At 72.2% G+C, this 19,835-nt stretch carries 13 protein-coding genes; 9 read left to right on the plus strand and 4 right to left on the minus strand.

Annotated elements, in window-relative coordinates; translation table 11 throughout:
* The first annotated feature begins 244 nt into the window (after positions 1-244).
* The 4 genes from edd (at position 245) to MUY14_RS24710 (ending at position 6,407) form a co-directional block, all read left to right on the plus strand.
* A complete protein-coding gene (gene edd / locus MUY14_RS24695; RefSeq protein ID WP_247012282.1) occupies positions 245-2,140 on the plus strand; it encodes a phosphogluconate dehydratase in 1,896 nt (631 codons plus the stop codon).
* Positions 2,137-2,742 carry a bifunctional 4-hydroxy-2-oxoglutarate aldolase/2-dehydro-3-deoxy-phosphogluconate aldolase gene (gene eda / locus MUY14_RS24700; RefSeq protein ID WP_247012284.1) on the plus strand — a complete coding sequence of 202 codons (606 nt, stop codon included), beginning with the start codon at positions 2,137-2,139 and terminating at the stop codon, positions 2,740-2,742. The genes edd and eda overlap by 4 nt, the downstream gene beginning before the upstream one ends.
* A 205-nt stretch (positions 2,743-2,947) precedes the next feature.
* Positions 2,948-5,122 (plus strand): PEP/pyruvate-binding domain-containing protein, encoded by a 2,175-nt coding sequence (locus tag MUY14_RS24705; protein ID WP_247012285.1) that lies wholly within the window; start codon positions 2,948-2,950, stop codon positions 5,120-5,122.
* 19 nt (positions 5,123-5,141) lie between these two features.
* Positions 5,142-6,407: an MFS transporter gene (locus MUY14_RS24710; protein ID WP_247012288.1), complete on the plus strand. Its 1,266-nt coding sequence runs from the start codon at positions 5,142-5,144 to the stop codon at positions 6,405-6,407.
* Here the strand turns inward: MUY14_RS24710 and MUY14_RS24715 are convergent.
* The 4 genes from MUY14_RS24715 to MUY14_RS24730 form a co-directional block, all read right to left on the minus strand.
* The gene (locus MUY14_RS24715; protein WP_247012290.1) at positions 6,397-6,942 is read right to left on the minus strand and encodes a regulatory protein RecX; all 546 of its coding nucleotides are present in this window, start codon (positions 6,940-6,942) and stop codon (positions 6,397-6,399) included. The two genes, MUY14_RS24710 and MUY14_RS24715, sit on opposite strands and share 11 nt — an antisense overlap.
* Positions 6,943-7,137: 195 nt before the next feature.
* Positions 7,138-8,184: a recombinase RecA gene (gene recA, locus MUY14_RS24720; RefSeq protein ID WP_247012292.1), complete on the minus strand. Its 1,047-nt coding sequence runs from the start codon at positions 8,182-8,184 to the stop codon at positions 7,138-7,140.
* 239 nt (positions 8,185-8,423) lie between these two features.
* Positions 8,424-8,618 carry a DUF3046 domain-containing protein gene (locus MUY14_RS24725; RefSeq protein ID WP_247012294.1) on the minus strand — a complete coding sequence of 65 codons (195 nt, stop codon included), beginning with the start codon at positions 8,616-8,618 and terminating at the stop codon, positions 8,424-8,426.
* A 163-nt stretch (positions 8,619-8,781) separates the two neighbouring features.
* Positions 8,782-10,635: an Hsp70 family protein gene (locus MUY14_RS24730; protein WP_247025226.1), complete on the minus strand. Its 1,854-nt coding sequence runs from the start codon at positions 10,633-10,635 to the stop codon at positions 8,782-8,784.
* A 182-nt stretch (positions 10,636-10,817) separates the two neighbouring features.
* Here MUY14_RS24730 and MUY14_RS24735 point away from each other — a divergent pair, with 182 nt between their 5' ends.
* From MUY14_RS24735 to MUY14_RS24755, 5 genes are read left to right on the plus strand one after another with little or no spacing between them, the layout of a single operon-like run.
* Positions 10,818-11,960 carry a four-carbon acid sugar kinase family protein gene (locus MUY14_RS24735; protein ID WP_247012296.1) on the plus strand — a complete coding sequence of 381 codons (1,143 nt, stop codon included), beginning with the start codon at positions 10,818-10,820 and terminating at the stop codon, positions 11,958-11,960.
* Complete coding sequence (gene pdxA / locus MUY14_RS24740; protein ID WP_247012298.1) at positions 11,957-12,985, plus strand: 4-hydroxythreonine-4-phosphate dehydrogenase PdxA; 1,029 nt, start codon at positions 11,957-11,959, stop codon at positions 12,983-12,985. The genes MUY14_RS24735 and pdxA overlap by 4 nt, the downstream gene beginning before the upstream one ends.
* Positions 12,982-14,259, plus strand: coding sequence for an MFS transporter (locus MUY14_RS24745; protein ID WP_247012300.1), 1,278 nt, complete (start codon positions 12,982-12,984; stop codon positions 14,257-14,259). The genes pdxA and MUY14_RS24745 overlap by 4 nt, the downstream gene beginning before the upstream one ends.
* Positions 14,231-15,031, plus strand: a complete 801-nt coding sequence (locus MUY14_RS24750; RefSeq protein ID WP_247012302.1) for a DeoR/GlpR family DNA-binding transcription regulator — start codon at positions 14,231-14,233, stop codon at positions 15,029-15,031. Before MUY14_RS24745 ends, MUY14_RS24750 begins: the two co-directional genes overlap by 29 nt.
* On the plus strand, positions 15,012-19,745 hold the full coding sequence (locus tag MUY14_RS24755; RefSeq protein WP_247025227.1) for a DEAD/DEAH box helicase: 4,734 nt from the start codon (positions 15,012-15,014) through the stop codon (positions 19,743-19,745). Before MUY14_RS24750 ends, MUY14_RS24755 begins: the two co-directional genes overlap by 20 nt.
* Positions 19,746-19,835: the final 90 nt, after the last annotated feature.

Here is a 19,835-nt window from a genome sequence, read left to right on the forward strand (position 1 = left end):
CGTGGTGGTGGGGCCGACAGGGAACCGGCCGGGCGAGCGTTCGCCCCTACGGCTTTGCCGCGCGTCGTGCAGTGTGACAACTAGCACACTAACGGTTCGCGAGGTGATCGGGGTCACGCGGGTCGATCTTCTGAATCGATTTTGATTCGGCGTTTTCCCGAGGTAGTGTGGCCAGGGTCACGACCCTGAGGCGTCAGCGTTGCCGTCCCGCGAACCACCACACACCAGTGATCCGGAGCCGGACATGAGCCCCGCCCCCACCACGAAGCTGCACCGAGTCGTCGCCGACGTCACCGAGCGCATCGCGAGCCGCAGTGCCGCGACCCGCGGTGCCTACCTCGCCCGCATGGCCGCCGCGCACGAAGAAGGCCCGGTCCGCCGCGGTCTCGCGTGCAGCAACCTGGCCCACGGGTTCGCCGCGATGGACGGCGTCGACAAGGCCGCCCTGCGGGCCGCGCGCGCCCCCGGCGTCGCGATCGTCTCGTCCTACAACGACATGCTTTCGGCGCACCAGCCGATGCAGGAGTACCCGGCCTGGCTGAAGAAGTCCGTGCGCGAAGCGGGCGGCGTCGCCCAGTTCGCCGGCGGCGTCCCGGCCATGTGCGACGGCATCACCCAGGGCCGCGCCGGCATGGAGCTGTCCCTGTTCAGCCGCGAAGTCATCGCGATGTCGACGGCGATCGCGCTGTCCCACGACATGTTCGACGCAAGCCTGCTGCTGGGCGTCTGCGACAAGATCGTGCCCGGCCTGCTGATCGGCGCCCTGTCCTTCGGGCACCTGCCGGCGCTGCTGGTCCCGGCCGGCCCGATGAACTCCGGCCTGCCGAACAAGGAGAAGGCGCGCGTCCGGCAGCTCTACGCGGAGGGGCTCGCGACGCGCGAAGACCTCCTCGACGCCGAAGCGGCGTCGTACCACTCGGCCGGCACGTGCACGTTCTACGGCACCGCCAACTCGAACCAGATGGTCGTCGAGGTGATGGGCCTGCACCTGCCCGGCGCCAGCTTCGTCCAGCCGGGTTCTCCCCTGCGCCGGGCGCTCACCGAGGAGGCGGGGCGCCGGGCCGTCGCGATCTCGCGCGGCGAGGAGTACACGCCAGTCTCGCGGATCCTCGACGAGAAGGCGTTCGTCAACGGCGTCATCGCGCTGCTCGCCACCGGCGGCTCGACCAACCACACGATGCACCTGGTCGCGATCGCCGCCGCCGCGGGCATCCAGCTGACCTGGGACGACTTCTCCGACCTCTCGGCGATCGTGCCGCTGCTGGCGCGGGTGTACCCGAACGGCAGCGCGGACATCAACCACTTCCACGCCGCCGGCGGCATCCAGTTCCTGGTCGGCACGCTGCTCGACGCGGGCCTGCTGCACGAGGACGTGCACACGGTCGCCGGGTTCGGGCTCCACCGCTACCGCGCCGAGCCGATCCTGTCCGACGGCGAGCTGGTCTGGCGCGACGTGCCGACCCGCAGCCTCGACGAAGAGGTGCTGCGCCCGGTGTGGCGCCCCTTCGCCGCGGACGGCGGGCTGCGGATGGTCGAGGGCAACCTCGGCCGCGCGGTGGTCAAGGTGTCGGCGGTGGCGCCGGAGCACCGGGTCGTCGAGGCGCCGGCCCGGGTGTTCACCACGCAGGAGGCGTTCACGGCCGCGTTCCAGGCGGGCGAGCTCGACCGCGACGTCGTCGTGGTGATCCGGCAGCAGGGCCCGCGGGCCAACGGCATGCCGGAGCTGCACGGCCTGACCCCGGCGCTGGGCGTGCTGATGGACCGCGGGCACCGGGTGGCGTTGCTCACCGACGGCCGCATGTCGGGCGCTTCGGGCAAGATCCCGGCCGCCATCCAGGTGACGCCGGAAGCCGCGGCGGGCGGCCCGATCGCGCGCATCGCCGACGGCGACGTCGTCCGGCTGGACGCCGCCGCCGGTTCGCTCGACGTGCTCACCGGTGACGAAGAACTCGCCCGCCGTGAGCTTGTGGACGGACCGCCGTCCGAAGCATCCTGGACCGGCACCGGCCGAGAGCTGTTCGCCGCGTTGCGCCGTGCCGTCGGCCCCGCTGACCAGGGCGCTTCGGTGTTCGGGCCCTTGACGCCGGAGCACTTCGGAATGCCCACGCACACTCTGGAAATCCAGGAGGTCGGTCAGTGACCACCGGTCAGGACCTGCTCGCGCTGTCCCCCGTGATGCCCGTCGTGGTGATCGACGACGCCGCCGACGCGGTGCCCACGGCCCGGGCCCTGCTCGCCGGCGGGATCGGGGTCATCGAGCTGACCCTGCGCACCCCGGCGGCGCTGTCGGCGATCGAGCGCGTCGCGGCGGAGGTGCCGGACATCGTCATCGGCGCCGGCACCGTCACCGCGCCGGAGCACGCGAAGCAGGCCGCCGACGCGGGCGCGAAGTTCCTCGTGACGCCGGGCTGCACCGACGCGGTCGTCGACGCGTGCTTCGAGACCGGGCTGCCCTTCCTGCCCGGCGCGAGCACCGTGTCCGAGGCGATGCGGCTGGCCGAGCGCGGGCTTTCGGCGCTGAAGTTCTTCCCGGCGGAGGCGTCCGGCGGCGTCGCGTACCTGAAGTCGATCGCGGGCCCGTTGCCGTCGCTGAAGTTCTGCCCGACCGGCGGGATCACGGTGGCGTCCGCGCCTTCGTACCTGGCGCTGCCGAACGTCGGCTGCATCGGCGGTTCGTGGCTGACGGCGTCGCTCGAGCCCGCGACGATCGAGAAGCTGGCCGCGGAGGCCGCGAAGCTGTAGCGGAGATCACCCCGCGTCGGCACCCGCGCCCGAACGGCGGAATGCGCGTCCGCATTCCGGGAGCACCGTTCCAGCACTCTGGAACGGTGCTCCGAGCGGGTGTGGCGGTGGTCATGAATTCCGCTGAATGGCGCATTCCCGTCGCCGGTGGGTGATTTACCGGCCTGTTATCGTTCACCCTCGCTGTTTCGAGCGAGGAGATCCGGTGTCCCTGACCGATGTGGTCGCCCCCAGTCCTGCCCCCGAGAACGTCGCCGCACTGGTCGGCGAACGCCTTTCGCTGTCCGCCCTCCACCAGCTGGGCGGCACCCTCGGCGGCTATTCCTTCGTGAAGGTCGTGGTGGACCGGGAAAAGTCGGTGATCCACTTCCTGAACGACGCGCGGCATTCCTTTCACGCGATCTATATCGGCGAAGAGATCCTCGGCGTCCCCGGGGAACGGGTGCGCGCGGAGATCGACTCGTACAACCAGGCTTTCTACCACGGCCCGGATCGCCGGTTCCTGCTCGGCATTCTGGCCCGGCACCCGCAGATGCTTTCGCTGGAGACGGTCGAGGTCGACACGATGCCGGCCGCGCTGATCCGCGAGTTCCACGCCTTCGTCGCCGAGCACGTCGACCCGGCGCTGCCGCTGGTGTTCAAGCCGGCCAACCAGCTGCAGGAACGGATCGTCCGGGAGATCCCGGCGGCCGAGCTGCCCCGCGTCTTCGCGCACGAGCTGTTCTCGACGGCGCCGTTCGTGGCGCTGAACCCCGGCACGGCCACCGGCCGGCTGCGCGCGTTCCGCACCGAGGCCGAGTACCGGGCGGCGACGCTGGACTGGACGGACATCATCGTGATGGACCGCGTCCCCGACGACGTCCCGCGGCTGTCGGGCATCATCAACGCCCGGCACACGACGCCGCTGTCGCACACCAACGTGCTGGCCACCGGCTGGCAGATCCCGAACGCGGTCCAGCTCGGCGCGCTCGCCGAGATCGAGCGCCGCGGCCTCGACGGCAAGTGGGTCGAGTACACGGTGGATACGCAGGCGCTGTCCCTGCGCGAGATCCCCGAGCCGCCCGCCGCGACGCCGCCGAGCTGGTACGCCCAGCGCGTCACGCTGGAGCAGCCGGAAGCCGACCACAGCCCGATCGTGAACCTCGCCCGCCTGCGCGCGGCCGACCGCCACCGCTACGGCACCAAGGCGGCCAACCTCGGCGAGCTGCACCACGTGCTGGCACGCGGCTCCCAGCGGCTGCTCGGCTTCTACCAGGTGCCGCGCCCGCCGAGGGAGAACCTGCTGCCGTACCTGGCCCGGCTGCTGGACGTCCCCACCGGCCCGACGGCATCCGACCACCGCGCCGAGCCCACGGTTCCCGACCAGCCCGCGGCTCCGGGGCGGTTCGCGGCTGAGGACCGGTTCGCGGGTGCGGACCAGCCTGCGGCTATAAGCCGGTTCGCGGCTGAGGACCGGTTCGCGGTTGCCGACCAGCCCGCAGCTCCGGGCCGGTTCGCGGGTGCCGACTCCGCCACCAGCCCCGCGGTCGCCGACCTGACCGTCGCGGCCCGCCGGCTGCTCGACGAGCGCGTGCGCGTCCCCCGCGGGATCGCCCTGCCGTTCTCGCTGCAGCGGCGGTTCCTGGAGTCGTCGCCGCGGATCCAGCAGGCCATCGGCAAGCTGAAGATGGCCCTGGAGCTGGACGCGCGAGAGATCGAGCCGCTGTGCGTCGAGCTGCAGACGCTGATCCGGTCGGCCCGCATGCCCGGCGCGCTGGCCGGCGAGATCGACTCCGCGCTGGTGTCCCAGCTGGCCGGCGTGCGCGCGTTCGTCGTGCGCAGTTCGTCGAACGCCGAAGACCTCGCCGGGTTCTCGGCCGCCGGGATCTACGAGTCGCTCAACCACGTCACCACCGCCGAGCGGATCTTCGCCAGTGTTAAGGAGGTCTGGGCGTCGCTGGTGTCGGTGCGCAGCGTCCGCCTGCGCCGCCAGGCCGGGATCTCCCTCGACGACTGCTACATGGGTGTCGTGATCCAGGAGCAGGTCACGGCCGACTTCGGCGGCGTGCTGGTGACGACGAACCCGATGAACCGCGCGGACTTCCGCACGGTCTACGTCAACGTGTCGCCCCGGGTCACCGACGTCGTCGAGGGCTCGGTCCTGCCGATGCAGTACCTGTATTCGACGGTCGAGGGCGGCGGCCGCACGGTGTCGCTGGGCGACGCGCCCGAGGACCTCGACGAAGCCGCCCACGCGCAGCTGCAACGGCTCGCCGTCGCCGGTCGCCTGCTGCAGGGCCACTTCTCGCCCGACTACACGTTCGATTCGCCGGTGGACGTCGAGTGGCTCGCCGACCGCGACCACATCCACATCGTGCAGCTGCGTCCGTATTCCGTTTGATCCTCCAGGAGACACCACCATGCTGGGCTTTCGCCTGCCCGCGAAACCGGCCGTCCAGCGCGCCGTCCGGCTGACCTACGGGTTCCAGTTCTTCTTCGGCCTGCTGCTGTGGGTGCCGATCTTCTACCAGTACCAGAAGCTCGTCGGCCTCTCCGACAGCGAGATCTTCGGCATCCAGAGCATCTACTACGTCGTGTTCTGCCTGCTGGAGATCCCGACGGGCCTGATCGCCGACCGCTTCGACTACCGCACCTCGCTGACGGCGGGCGCCGGCGTGCTGGTGGTGGCGAACCTGGTGCCGGTGTTCCTGGGCTCGTACCCCGGGTTCCTGCTGCACTTCATCCTGATCGCCCTGGCCCGCTCGCTCGTGTCCGGCGCGCAAAGCGCGTACCTGTACGAGTACCTGCACGCCCACGGCGAAGGAGAGCACTACCTCCGCGTCGAGGGTGTCGGCCGTGCGTACAGCCTGGTCGGCAAGATCGTGTACTGGCCGGTGATCGGCCTGCTGATGACGTGGAACCTCCCTTCCCCGTACTGGCTGACGGCGATCAACGCGGCCGTGGCGCTGGCGCTCGCCTGCAAGCTCCCGCCGATCCCCGGCGGCCGACGCACCTCGGGCAAGACGGCGTCGCTGCTGTCGGGCGTCGGCGGCGCGGTGGCCGCGCTGCGGTCGTCCCGGTGGCTGGCTTTGCTGATGGTGCAGGGCATCGCGATGTTCACCCTCGTCCGGATCTGCCAGGTGAACCTGTTCCAGCCGATCCTGGAGTCGAAGTCGCTTTCGGTGAACTGGTACGGCGCCGTCCTGGCCGCGATGACGGTCTTCGAAGCACTCGGCGCGGCCCGCCCTCACCGCCTCCGCCGCGCGATCGGCCCGGTGGGCTCGGTGTTCACGCTGACGATCGTGATGGCGTCGTGCCTCGGCCTGCTGGTCTGGGCGGGGCCCTTCCCGGCGGTGGTGCTGCTGTGCGTCTTCGCGGTGGCGACCGGCATCGCGTTCCCGGTGCAGAAGCAGCTGCTGAACGACTCCATCCCGGACTCCCGCTACCGCGCGACCCTGCTGTCCATGGAGTCCATTGTGGACCGCGCGGTGTGCGCGCTGGTGGCGGTGGCACTGGGCGCGTACCTGGCGGCCGGGCAGCTGAACGAGTTCCTGCTGCTGACGGCCGTGGTCACGTGCGCCGCGATGGGGCTGCTGGCGCTGCTCCTGCTCGCGGTCCGCAAGCACCGCTCCGACCGCCGGGTGCCGGTGGTCCGCGCACCGGCGCCTGAAACCGTCAGTCGATGAAGGCGTCGTCGAGGAGGGTGGACTCCGCGCCGTACTCGCGGAGTTCCTCCTTGATGACGCTGTACGCCAGCCCCTGCGGGTAGCCCTTGCGGGCCAGGAAGCCGAGCAGCCGCCGCAACGCCGTCTGTTCGTCGACGTTGCCCAGCGAGCCGAGGCGCTTGCGGACCAGTTCCCTGGCCATCTGCTCCTCGGACTCGCGGTCGACCTCGCCCGCCGCCTGCGCCGCGACCTCGTCGTCGACGCCTTTGCGCCGCAACTCGGCCATCAGCGCGGTGCGGGACAGGCCCTGGGTCTCGTGCCGGGACTTGACCCACAGCTCCGCGAACTCGGCGTCGTTCACCAACCCCGCCCGGTCGAGCTTGCCGAGCAGGGTCTCGCTGGTCTCCTCGTCGAACCCCTTGCGGCGCAAAGCCTGCCGGAGCTCCTCCTGAGTCCGCGCGCGCACGGCCAGGAGGTCGTAACAGATCTCCTTGGCCTTCTTGTAGCGCTCCTCGGGAGGCAGCTCCGCCGGCGGAACCTTCGGCGCCCTCGCCACTCAGCTCACTCCTCGTTCTTCACGAACCACATCGCGCATCACCACACACGCGACCACACCCGGGGGTCCAGGGGGCTCGCCCCCTGGCGGGGGTCCGGGGGTTCGACCCCCGGAGAACACGGCGAAGGGATCCAGGCGAGCGCCTTCCGCGAGCACACCCCACCCAATCCCGAAGCCCCTCCGGAGCTCCTTCGATCAGAAGTCGACCGGCGCCGGAACAGCTTCGACGGCCTCGGCGTCGACCTGTGCGCCGATGCCCAGCTTCTCCTTGATGCGCTTCTCGATCTCGTTGGCGATGTCCGGGTTGTCGCGCAGGAACTTCCGCGCGTTCTCCTTGCCCTGGCCGAGCTGGTCGCCCTCGTAGGTGTACCAGGCGCCGGACTTGCGCAGGATCGCCTGGTCGACACCCATGTCGATGAGCGAACCCTCGCGGGAGACGCCGTGGCCGTACAGGATGTCGAACTCGGCCTGTTTGAAGGGCGGGGCCATCTTGTTCTTGACGACCTTGACGCGGGTGCGGTTGCCGACCGGCTCGCCGCCGTCCTTGAGCGTCTCGATGCGGCGCACGTCGAGCCGGACCGACGCGTAGAACTTCAGCGCCTTACCACCGGTCGTGGTCTCCGGGGAGCCGAACATGACGCCGATCTTCTCGCGCAGCTGGTTGATGAAGATCGCGGTGGTGCCGGAGTTGTTCATCGCACCGGTCATCTTGCGCAGCGCCTGGCTCATCAGGCGGGCCTGGAGACCGACGTGCGAGTCACCCATCTCGCCCTCGATCTCGGCGCGCGGCACGAGCGCGGCCACGGAGTCGATGACCAGGATGTCGAGCGCGCCGGAGCGGATCAGCATGTCCGCGATCTCGAGCGCCTGCTCACCGGTGTCCGGCTGCGAGACGAGCAGCGCGTCGGTGTCGACGCCGAGCTTCTTGGCGTACTCCGGGTCCAGCGCGTGCTCCGCGTCGATGAACGCCGCGATGCCGCCGGCGCGCTGCGCGTTGGCCACCGCGTGCAGGGCGACCGTCGTCTTACCGGAGGACTCCGGGCCGTAGATCTCGACCACGCGGCCGCGGGGCAGCCCGCCGATGCCGAGCGCGACGTCGAGGGCGATCGCACCGGTCGGGATCACGGAGACGGGCGCGCGGCCGTCCTGGCCGAGCCGCATGACCGAGCCCTTGCCGTACTGCTTGTCGATCTGCGCGAGCGCGAGCTCGAGCGCCTTGTCCTTGTCGGGTGCTGCAGGCATGGAAGTCCACCTCGCTGGTCGAAGCCCCCCGTCTCGAGGGCTCTGTGTCGGTTCTTCAACTGTCCGGTCCGACGCTAGCGGCGGGGACCGACAATTCCAGGCGCGGCGCCCAATCTGTGGATCGCTGGACCCGATGTGGACAACACGATAGACGAACACGTGTTCGAGGTCGGCAGCGACACACCCTTGCGCTAGGGTTTTCGCCCGCCCGGGTCCGGAGCCGGGTGTATCCGCGCAGGTCAGCGCCGTTCGAAGGGGACATCGAAGGCGTCACAGACCTCTCGCCAGACCTCTTTCGCCGGGATTCCCGCGGTCAGCGCCTGGTCGACGGTGCGCCCGCCGAGCCCGCTGATGACGTGGTCCCTGGCCAGTACCTGGGCCCGTCCGGGGCCGAACTCCTCGGCCATCAGCCGCCGGAAAACCGTGATGCGCATCGAAGCTACTCTAACCCGGCGGCACGAACGGTCCGTTCGCGCCCGCCACCCGCCCCGCCCGGCCACCGCGAGTGGCGCCGGACCCGCGTCCGGACGTCATGAACGACCCTTTCACCGCGTCGGGCGAGGTGAACGACTCGTTCATGACATCGCGGGCCGCCGGCTACTCCCCCGGCTGGACGCTCGCCTCGAAGTAGTTGGCCAGCGTGTCCGGTGTGGTCGCCGCCGCCTGGTCGTTCGAATTCAGCTGGTAGATGAAGCCCACCAGCGGCCGGTCCGACACCGTGAACACGAGCACCGCCGACGTCTTGCCCGCCGCGGACGAGTAGTGGCCCTTGAGCCCGTTGCCGCCCCAGTCGGCCTCGGTGCGGTCGCCGCCCGCGGAGGTGAGCAGGCCGTCGGTGTACTCCTTGAGCGTGTCGGCGCTGTCGCCCTGGACGTAGGTCACCTGCGTGCCCGCGCGGCCGGGCGCGGAGCAGGTCGAGGCCACGCCGAGGCTCTTCGCCGGCGCCGCCGGGCCGTTGCCCATGCCCGCCTTGCAGTCGCCGGTGTCGGCGATCTTCCCGGCGAGCTGGCGCAGGCAGCCGGTGAGGCCCTTGTCGTCCGCCTGACCCGGCGTCCTGCACTGGTCCGCGGTGTAGGTCGGCACCGAAGACGACGACGTCAGGAAGAAGGTCAGCCCCGCGGCGAGCACCACGACGACCGCGGCCGCGATCCCGATGAGCAGCTTCTTCTTGCCGCCGGACTTCGGCTCGGCCTGCTCGGTGGCCGCGGCGGGCGAGTACGCGGGGAAGTTCGACGGCATCGGCTGCGGCCCGCTGGGCGGGAAGTTCGCGTACCCCGGGTACTGCTGTTGCTGCGGCGGAGGCGGCGGCGCGTACTGCGGGCGGTGCGGCCCGGCGCCGGCCGCCACCGCGCCTTCGACGTTCTGCGTCCGCGCGCCCATGCCGTCGCGGGCGACGTGCTGAGCACCGAGCGCCACCGCCGTCTCCGGCTGGTCCAGGCTGCCCGGCACGACGCCGAGCTTCTCCGCGATCATCGCCCCGACCAGCGGCAGCCGGCTCGACCCGCCGACGAGGTAGATGCCGGCCAGCCGGTCCGGGCTCAGCCCCGACGAGCGCAGCGTCCGCGACAGCAGCTCGACGCTGCGCAGCATCGCCGGCCGGACCAGGCCCTCCAGCTCACCGCGCGTGACGAGGACGTCCTTGAACGGCTCGGGCATCGGCACCTCGGTCTGCGGGTGCCGCGACAGCGCCTCCTTGGCCGCCTTCACGTCTTCCTGCAGCGCGCGCCGGGTGCGCCGGTCGCCGGTGGACTCGGGCCGCAGCAGCCGCTGCCAGCGCTGCGGGTCCGAGTGCGAGACCTCGCGCCCGACGTGCACCATCAGCGCCTGGTCGACGTCGAGGCCGCCGAGGTCGGGCAGGCCGTCCTCGGCGAGCACGGTGAAGCCGTTCTGCGTGGCGCCGACGACGGCGACGTCGAAGGTGCCCGCGCCGAGGTCGTAGACCGCGAGGGCCTGCCCGGGCGCGAGCGACTTGCCGGGGAACGACGCGAAGTGCGCCGCCGCGGCGACGGGCTCGGGCACCAGCAGGATGTTCTGGCCCATCCCGGCGAGGCGGGCGGCGGACATCAGGACGTTGCGGCGGGTCTGGCCCCATTGCGCGGGGTGGGTCAGCCGGACCTCGTCGGGCTGCTCGCCGCCGAGCTGGCGGGTGGTTTCTTCGAGCACGCGGCGCAGGATCGCGGCCAGCGCGTCGGTCACCGGGACGACGTCGGTGCCGAGCAGCAGGGTCTGTTCGTCGATGCGGCGCTTGGGGTTCGGCTCGAAGCGCGTCGGGTCGAGGCGGGCGCGGCGCTCGGCGTCGCGGCCGACCATGATCGTGCCCTCTTCGGTGGCGAAGACCGCCGACGGCATGTTGGCCGAGCCGTCCACCTCGACGACCCGGGGCGGCATGCCGTGCGCCGAAAGCACGGCGACGGTGTTGGACGTCCCGAGGTCCACCGACAGGATCCGCACTGCACTTCCCTTCACGAAAACCCGCCTTGGCGGCGTTCGCCGTGATGCTGCCATGTGCGCGGTCACCGCACGTGCGGACCCGCGAAAGTCCCCCGCCGCTTGACGGAGAGGTGGATCACGAGGCACGATAGATGCGCAGTTCGGTCAACCGAGTTGCACGAACCGCGCAAAGGAGCGTTGCAATGCCCCAGCTGCTCGTCCTCGGGGACGACCTCACGGGCAGCAACGCTTCCGGAGCGCTCAACGCCCGCCTCGGGCTGCGCGCGGTTTCGGTCACCGCATCGCTGGAGCCGGACGCGCCCTGCTTCCGCGCGGACAGCGGGATCGACGCACTGGCGGTGAACCTGGGTACCCGGCACGCTTCGCCGTCACACGCCGAGCGGGCGGTCCGCCGCGCGATCGAGCTCACCGGGCCGGTCGAGCTGACGGTGAAACGCGTGGACACGACGCTGCGCGGCAACGTCGGCGTGGAGACCGAAGCCGAAAGCCCCGCCGCGCGCGACCCCCTGGCGCCGGTCGCGTCCTCGCGCGTCCGCACCCTCCTCGGGCCGACCCGCTGCGAACTCTCCGAACTGCCGCTGGACGTCGTCGAAGAGGGCGTGGACGCGGTCGAAGCGGCCCTGCGGTGCCCCGCCGGGCTCGTCGTCTGCGACGCCACGACGAACCGGCACCTCACCACCGTCGCCAAGGCCGCGGCCCGGCTGGCGGCCGAGGGCACGAAGTGGATCTCCGTCGACTCCGGGCCCTTCGGCGTCCGGCTGGCCGCGGCGCCGGGCCTCGCGCCCGGCCACGGCACCGTCCCGCCGGTGCTCGCGGTGATCGGCGGCATCACCGGCCAGACCCACGACCAGCTGCTGGAAACCGAGCTGGTGCCGGACGCGCGGTACGTCGACGTCGAGGCGGGCCGGCCCGATCCACCGGCCGTCGCGGCGGCGGCCGGGCAGCTACTGGCAGCCGGGCACCGGGTCGCCGGCATCCGCACGCGCGCCCCCGCCACGGGCACGAGGGCCGACCCGGCGGTCGCGGCACGGATCCCGCCGGCGCTCGGCGAAGCGGCCCGGCCGGTGCCCGGCGCGCACCGGATCGGCGGGCTCTACGCCTCCGGCGGCGACATCGCCGTCGCGGTCACGAAGTCCCCCGGGGCCGAAGGCTTCGAGATCGACACCGAAGTCCTGCCGCCGGCGGTCGCCGGGCGGCTCTCCGGCGGTCCGCACGCCGGGCTGCCCTTCGCCACCAAGGGCGGGTTGACCGGCGGCCGGGACGCCGCCGTCGCCTGCCCGGAACACCTGAACCACGTGCTGGCCACCGGAAGGAACAACCCGTGAGCGACCTCCCCCTCCTCGCCGTCACCCTCGGCGACCCCGTGGGCATCGGCCCGGAGATCACCCTCAAGACCCTCGCCGAGCCCGAGTCCCTGCAGCTGGCGCGCGGGGTCGCGGTCGGCGACGCGATCGTGCTGGAACGCCTGGTCCGCCACCTCGGCCTGCACCTGGAGGTCAACCCGATCGCCACGGTCGCCGACGCGCGCTTCACCACCGGCGTGATCGACGTCCTCAACCTCGGCGTCGTCCGGGAAGACCTGCCGTGGGGCGAGGTCAACGCGACCGCGGGCGCGGCGGCGGTCGGCGCGATCGAGGTCGCCACCCGGCTCGCGCTGGCCGGCGAGGTCGACGCGGTCGTGACCGCGCCGATCAACAAGGAGGCGATCTGGGCGGCCGGCTCGCAGCACCTCGGGCACACCGAGATGCTCGGCGAGCTGACCGGCTCGACCCGGTACAACACCATGTTCTGGGTGTCGGGGCTGAAGATCTTCTTCGCCACCCGGCACCTTTCGCTGCGCGAAGCGATCAACCGGATCACGCGGGAGAACATCGAGCACGCGATCCGCGAGGCGTACACCGCGCTTGAAGTCTTCGGCACCGAGAAACCGAGACTCGCCGTGGCCGCGCTGAACCCGCACGGCGGCGAGAACGGCAAGTTCGGCGACGAGGAGATCGTCGCGATCGCGCCCGCGGTGGCCGCCGCGCGCGCCGCGGGGCTCGACGTGATCGGCCCGATCCCGGCGGATTCCGTGTTCCACCAAGGAATCCAGGGCCACTTCGACGGCGTGCTCTCGCTCTACCACGACCAGGGGCACATCGCGTCGAAGACGTACGACTTCGACGGCACGGTCTCGGTGACGGTCGGCCTGCCGATCCTGCGCACGTCGGTCGACCACGGCACGGCGTTCGACATCGCCGGCACCGGCCGGGCGTCGCACCGCACGATGGTCGCGGCGTTCAAGGCCGCGGCGACCCTGGCGCCGTACGCGCGGAAGCTGCCCGCGATCTACCCACCGGGCGTCCGGTGATCCCCCGCAAGCGCTGGGCGTACGTCATCCCGGTCGCGGTGGTCATGTACATGCTGGCCTACCTCGACCGCACGAACGTCGCGGTGATCCTGCCCTACATCGGCGACGACTTCCCGTTGTCCGCCAGTGCGAAGGGGCTGGCGAGCGGCATCTTCTTCCTCGGCTACCTCGTGCTGCAGATCCCGGCGGCCGTGCTGGCGGTGAAGTGGAGTGCCCGCAAGACGGTGCTGATCCTGATGGTCGCATGGGCGGTCGCGGCGGTGCTGTGCGGGCTGGTGCGGAACGAAACGCAGCTGCACCTGGCGCGGCTGCTGCTGGGGCTGTTCGAAGGCGGCGTGTGGCCCGCGGTGCTGATCCTGCTGGCGTCGTGGTTCCCGCAGGCGGAACGGGCCAGGGCGAACGCGCTGTGGATGACCTGCCTGCCGATCTCGGCGATCGTCATGTCGCCGCTGTCCGGGCTGATGCTCGACCACATGTCGTGGCGCTGGGTGTTCGTGCTCCAGGGCCTGCCGCCGCTGCTGTGGGCGGTCGTCTGGTGGTTCGCGGTGGCCGACCGGCCGGCCGGGGCCCGCTGGATCTCCGCCGAAGAGCGCGAGTACCTCGAAAGCACGTTGAAGGCCGAAGAGGACGCGAAGCCCGCGTTCGCGAAGCAGGGCTACCGGCAAGCGCTGGCGAACCACCAGGTGCTCCTGTTGATCGGCGTCTACTTCTTCTGGATCACCGGCTTCTACGGCTTTTCGCTCTGGCTGCCGTCGGTGGTGAAGACGATGACCGGCGGCTCGGCCACCGCGGTCGGGTTCCTGTCGGCCGTGCCGTACGTCCTCGCGCTGGCCGGGATGGTCGCGTGCGCGCACTGGTCCGACCGGACCGGCAACCGGCGGCTCGCGGTCACCGTGCCGCTGCTCGTCGCCATCGCCGGGCTCCTGCTCGGCAACCTCGTGCACTGGCCCGCGGCCGTGCAGCTGGTCCTGCTCTGCGTCGTCGCGACCGGCGTGTACATGCCGTACGGGCCGTTCTGGGCGATCCCCAGCCGGATCCTCGGCATCGGAGTGGTCGCCGTGGCGATGGGCCTGATCAACGCGCTCGGCAACCTCGGCGGGTTCGCCGGGCCCTACCTGGTCGGCTGGCTCACCGACGTCACCGGCAGCGCGACCACCGGGTTCGTGGTGCTGGCCGCGTTCCTCGCCGTGGCCGCCGGCCTGGCGTTCTTCGGGCTGAAACCGGCCGTCGTGGAAGACTCGGCGCATGTCCCAGCCGCGACCAGGAACCCGTGACCGGCGCGCGATGCTGCTCGAAGCCGTCCGCGACGGCTCCGGCGGCATCGCGGAGCTCGCCGAGGAGTTCGGCGTCTCCGAGTCGACGATCCGCCGCGACCTCGCCTCGCTCGCCGGGGCCGGGCACGTCGTCCGCACCTACGGCGGCGCGCTCGACACCGAACGCAGTCCGCGGGAAAAGGACCAGGAGCACTCGGCGGCGAAGGAGACCATCGCCCGCGAAGCCGCCTCGCTGGTCGAGGACGGCGAGGTCGTGCTGCTCGACGCCGGCACCACCACCGGCAGGCTCGCCCGGCACCTCGCGCACCGCGACGGGCTGACGGTGGTCACCAACGGCGTCGACGCCATCCGCGAGCTGGCCGGGTTCGCCGGGATCGACCTCATCGTCCTCGGCGGCCGGCTGCGGCACCCCGACGAAGCGATCCTGGGCGAGAGCATGCTGGCTCAGCTGCGGCACATCTCACCCGATCGGGTGTTCCTGGGTGCGGACGGCGTGGTCGAGGGCCGGGGGCTGTGCTGCCCGTCACTGGAACAGTCGGTGGTCAAGCACGCGATGCTCCACGCCGGGGGCGAGGCGTACGTGCTGGCCGACCACTCCAAGCTGGACCAGGCCCCTTTTTCGTACTGGGCTCCGCTGGACCGCGACTATCGGCTGATCACCGACGGGCCGGCGGTCGACGTCGCCTTCCCGCAGTTCGCCGACAGCGTGATCCTCGCCGGAGGATCGGAAACTGTCGGTGGTGCCGCGCATCATGGACGACGTGGCCACTGACGTGCTCGACCTCTTCTCCCCCGCGACCCGCGACTGGTTCGCGGGGGCCTTCGCCGCGCCCACCGCGGCGCAGGAGGGGGCCTGGCGGGCGGCGCACGCGGGCGAGCACGCCCTCGTCGTCGCGCCGACCGGCTCCGGCAAGACGCTCTCGGCGTTCCTCTGGGCGCTCGACCGGCTCTCGGTGGAGCCGCCGCCGGCGGAGGCCACCAAGCGCTGCCGGATCCTCTACGTCTCCCCGCTGAAGGCCCTGGCCGTCGACGTCCAGCGGAACCTGCGCGCGCCCCTGGCCGGCATCTCCCAGGCCACCCGGCGGCTCGGGCTGCCGGTGCCCGAGATCGAAGTGGGGATGCGCACCGGCGACACCACGGCGGCCGAGCGCCGCTCCTTTAACAAGACCCCGCCGGACGTCCTGGTGACCACGCCGGAGTCGCTGTTCCTCATCCTCACGTCGTCGGCGCGGGAGTCGCTGCGCGGCGTCGAGACCGTGATCGTCGACGAGGTGCACGCGGTCGCCGGCGGCAAGCGCGGCGCGCACCTCGCGCTTTCGCTGGAGCGGCTGGACTCGTTGCTGCCGAAGCCGGCCCAGCGGATCGGGCTCTCGGCGACCGTCCGCCCGGTCGACGAGGTGAGCGCGTTCCTGGCCGGCGGCCGTCCCGTGCGGGTGGTCCAGCCGAAGCTGGCGAAGACCATCGAGGTGCGCGTCGAGGTCCCGGTCGAGGACATGAGCAACCTCGACGCGCCGCGCAGCGGCCCGGCGCCGAGCCCGCTCGACGCGCTCGAGTCGCTCGAGTCGCTGACCGAGGCGTTCCCGCCCGGCGACTCCGACCTCAGTTCGGGGGTCCGGGTGGCGAAGCCCCCGGCCCGGGGTGAAGCCCCAGTTGTCACTGCGCCCGGTGGGCTGGGCACGCTGGAGGAGATCGCGGGCAACGCCGTGCAGCGGCCGTCGATCTGGCCGGCCGTCGAGGAACGGGTGCTGCACCTGATCCAGGAGCACCGCTCGACCATCGTTTTCGCCAACTCGCGCCGGCTCACCGAGCGGATGACGGCCCGGCTCAACGAACTGGCGGCCGAGCAGACGGAGCTCACGCCCGCCGACGCCTTCCCGGCCGAAGCCGCCGGGCAGTCCGGCGTCAGCACCGGCGCGCCGGCGGTGATCGCCCGGGCGCACCACGGGTCGATGTCGCGGGAGCAGCGCACGCACGTCGAGGAAGACCTCAAGTCCGGGCGGCTGCCCTGCGTGGTGGCGACGTCGTCGCTGGAGCTGGGCATCGACATGGGCGCGGTCGACCTGGTGGTGCAGATCGAGGCGCCGCCGACGGTGGCGTCCGGGCTGCAGCGCGTCGGCCGGGCCGGGCACCAGGTCGGCGCGGTGTCCTCGGGGGTGATGTTCCCGAAGTTCCGCGGCGACCTCGTCTCGTGCGCGGTGGTCGCGGAGCGGATGGCGAGCGGCGCCATCGAAGCCGTGCGCTACCCGCGCAACCCGCTCGACGTCCTCGCGCAGCACGTCGTGGCCATGGTGGCGCTGGAGCCGTGGACGGTGGCGGACCTGGCGTCGCTGGTGCGGCGGGCGGCGCCGTTCGCGTCGCTGCCGGACGACGCGCTGCACGCGGTGCTCGACATGCTCGCCGGCCGGTACCCGAGCGAGGAGTTCGGCGAGCTGCGGGCCCGCATCACGTGGGACCGGATCAGCGGCGAGCTGCGCGGGCGGCCGGGCTCGCAGCGGCTGGCCGTGACCTCCGGCGGCACGATTCCGGACCGCGGCCTCTTCACCGTGATGACGCCGGGCGCGGACGACAAGCCCGGTTCGCGCGTCGGCGAGTTCGACGAGGAGATGGTGTACGAGTCGCGCGTCGGCGACACCATCCTGCTCGGCACGTCGTCGTGGCGGATCACCGACATCACGCACGACCGGGTCATCGTGGTGCCCGCGCCCGGCGAGCCGGCGCGGATGCCGTTCTGGAAGGGCGACGCGCCGGGCCGCCCGCTGGAACTCGGCCGGGCGCTGGGGAAGTTCGTCCGCGAACTGTCCACATCGGACGACAAGAAGGCCAGGGAGCGGGCCGCCGCGGCGGGTCTCGACCAGCGGGCGTCGGACAACCTGCTCGCCTACCTGACCGAGCAGAAGTCCGCCACCCGCCACGTGCCGAACGACCGGACACTCCTGCTGGAGCGCTACCGCGACGAGCTGGGCGACTGGCGGATCATCCTGCACTCGCCGTTCGGCGCGCAGGTGAACGCGCCGTGGGCGCTGGCCATCGCCGCGCGGTTGCGGGAGAACCGCGGGGTGGACGCGCAGGTGGCGCACTCCGACGACGGCATCGTGCTGCGCCTGCCGGACGCGCTCGACGCCGAGGGCGGCGACGTCACGATCGGCGCGGACGACATCCTGCTCGATCCCGAGGAGGTCGAGCAGCTGATCGTCGCGGAGGTCGGCGGCTCGGCGGTGTTCGCCGCGCGCTTCCGGGAGTGCGCGGCGCGGTCGCTGCTGCTGCCGCGCCGGGACCCGCGGCGCCGCACTCCCCTGTGGCAGCAACGGCAACGCGCGTCGCAGCTGCTTTCGGTGGCGGCGAAGTACGAGCGGTTCCCGGTCGTCCTGGAGGCGATGCGGGAAGTCCTGCAGGACGTCTACGACGTGAGCGGGCTGCGCGAGCTGATGGCCGACGTCCGGGCCCGCAAGGTCCGGCTGGTGGAGGTCGAGACGCCGGCCGCGTCGCCGTTCGCGCGCAGCCTGCTCTTCGGCTACGTCGGGATGTTCCTGTACGAGACGGACGCGCCGCTGGCCGAGCGGCGGGCGGCGGCGCTGTCGCTGGATTCGGCGCTGCTGGCCGAGCTCCTGGGCACCGAGGCGATCCGCGAACTGCTCGACCCGGAAGCCGTGCGCGAGGTGGAGCGGTCGCTGCAGCGGCTCGAACCCGACCGGCACGCGCGCTCGGCCGAAGACGCCGCGGACCTGTTGCGGTTCCTCGGCGACCTGACCGTCGAGGAGGCCGCCGAACGCGGGATCCAGTCCGAGTGGCTCACCGAGCTCGAAGCGGCGCGCCGCGCGATCCGGGTGCGGATCGGCGGCACGGAACGGTTCCTGGCCATCGAAGACTCCGGCAAGGTGCGGGACGCGCTGGGCACCGCGCTGCCGGTGGGCGTGCCCGAGGCGTTCACCGAACCCGTCGCGGACCCGCTCGGTGACCTCCTCTCGCGCTACGCCCGCGGTCGCGGGCCGTTCGCCGCGGCGGCGGTGGCCCAGCGGTTCGGGCTCGGCCTGGCCGTCGTCACCGGCGTCCTCGACCGGATGACCGGCGAAGGCCGGCTGGTGCGCGGCGAGCTGAGTCCCGTCGGGCATCCGGACACCCACGGGGTAGGAGTCGAGTACTGCGATTCGGCGGTCCTGCGGCGGCTGCGACGAGCGTCCCTGGCGAAGCTGCGGGCCGAGGTCGAACCGGTCGAACCGGCGGCGCTGGGCCGGTTCCTGCCGGCGTGGCACGGGTTCGGCGGGCGCGTCCGGGCGGCGCCGACGGCGGACGACGTGCTCTCGGTGGTCGAGCAGCTCGCCGGGGCGCCGCTGCCGGCGAGCGCGGTGGAGTCGCTGATCCTGCCCGGGCGGCTGCCGGGCTACTCCCCCGCGCTGCTGGACGAGCTGACGACGGCGGGCGAAGTCACGTGGGCGGGCTGCGGCGCGCTGTCCGGCGGGGACGGCTGGATCGCCCTCGCTCCCACGGACGTCGCCGACCTGCTGCTGCCCGAGGTCGTCGAGGACATCCCGACCGGGCCGCTGCACGACGCCATCGTGTCCACTTTGGAGGGTGGCGCGCTGTTCTTCCGGCAGCTGGTGGACCGCGCGACCGTGCTGGTGGAGAAGGCACCGAGCGACGCCGAAGTCGTGGCGGCGCTGTGGGACCTGGTGTGGGCGGGGCTGGTCACCGGCGACACGCTCGGTCCGCTGCGGGCCCAGGTCGCCGGGCACGGCGCGCACAAGGCCCGGCGCCAGGCGCCTCGCGGCCGGTACGCGCGGTTGCGGGCGGGCCGGCCGCAGATGCCGTCGCGGTCCGGGCCGCCGACCGTGGCGGGCCGGTGGGCGCTGACCCCGCCCCGCGAAACCGACGCGACCCGGCGGGCCCACGCCCGCACGGAAGCGTTCCTGGAACGCCACGGCGTCCTGACCCGCGGCGCGCTCGACACCGAACGCGTCACCGGCGGGTTCTCGGGCATCTACAAGGTCCTGCGCGGCATGGAGGACACCGGCCAGGTGATCCGCGGCTACGTCGTGGAGGGCCTCGGCGCGGCCCAGTTCGCGGCGAAGGGCGCGGTCGACCGCCTGCGCGCCCTGTCCGGCCCGGGCCGGCCGGCTCCGGGCCGCGCGGTGGTCCTGGCCGCGGCGGACCCGGCCCAGCCCTACGGCGCCGCCCTCCCCTGGCCGGCGGCGACGGGCGACACGAAACACCGCCCCGCGCGCAAGGCCGGCGCGCTGGCGGTCCTGGTGGACGGGGTCCCGGCCCTGTACGTCGAGCGAGGAGGCCGATCACTGCTGAGTTTCACCGAGGAACGTCAACCGCTGTCGGACGCGGCCCAAGCCCTGTCGGCCGCGGTCCGCGAGGGCTGGCTGGGCCAGCTGGCCGTCCAGCGCGCGGACGGCGAGCAAGCCCTGACCTCGGAGCTGGCGGAAGTGCTGCGGGAGGCCGGTTTCCGGGCGACGCCGTCGGGCCTGCGCCTGCGAGCCTGACCCGGGATCGGCGCCCGCCCGCGGGTGGCCCGCGCGCCCGGGCCCGCCGGGTTGCCGATTGCCCGGCGACCCCGGCGCGGGCTGCCCTAA

This window comes from Amycolatopsis sp. FBCC-B4732 (assembly GCF_023008405.1).
GTDB lineage: Bacteria > Actinomycetota > Actinomycetes > Mycobacteriales > Pseudonocardiaceae > Amycolatopsis > Amycolatopsis pretoriensis_A.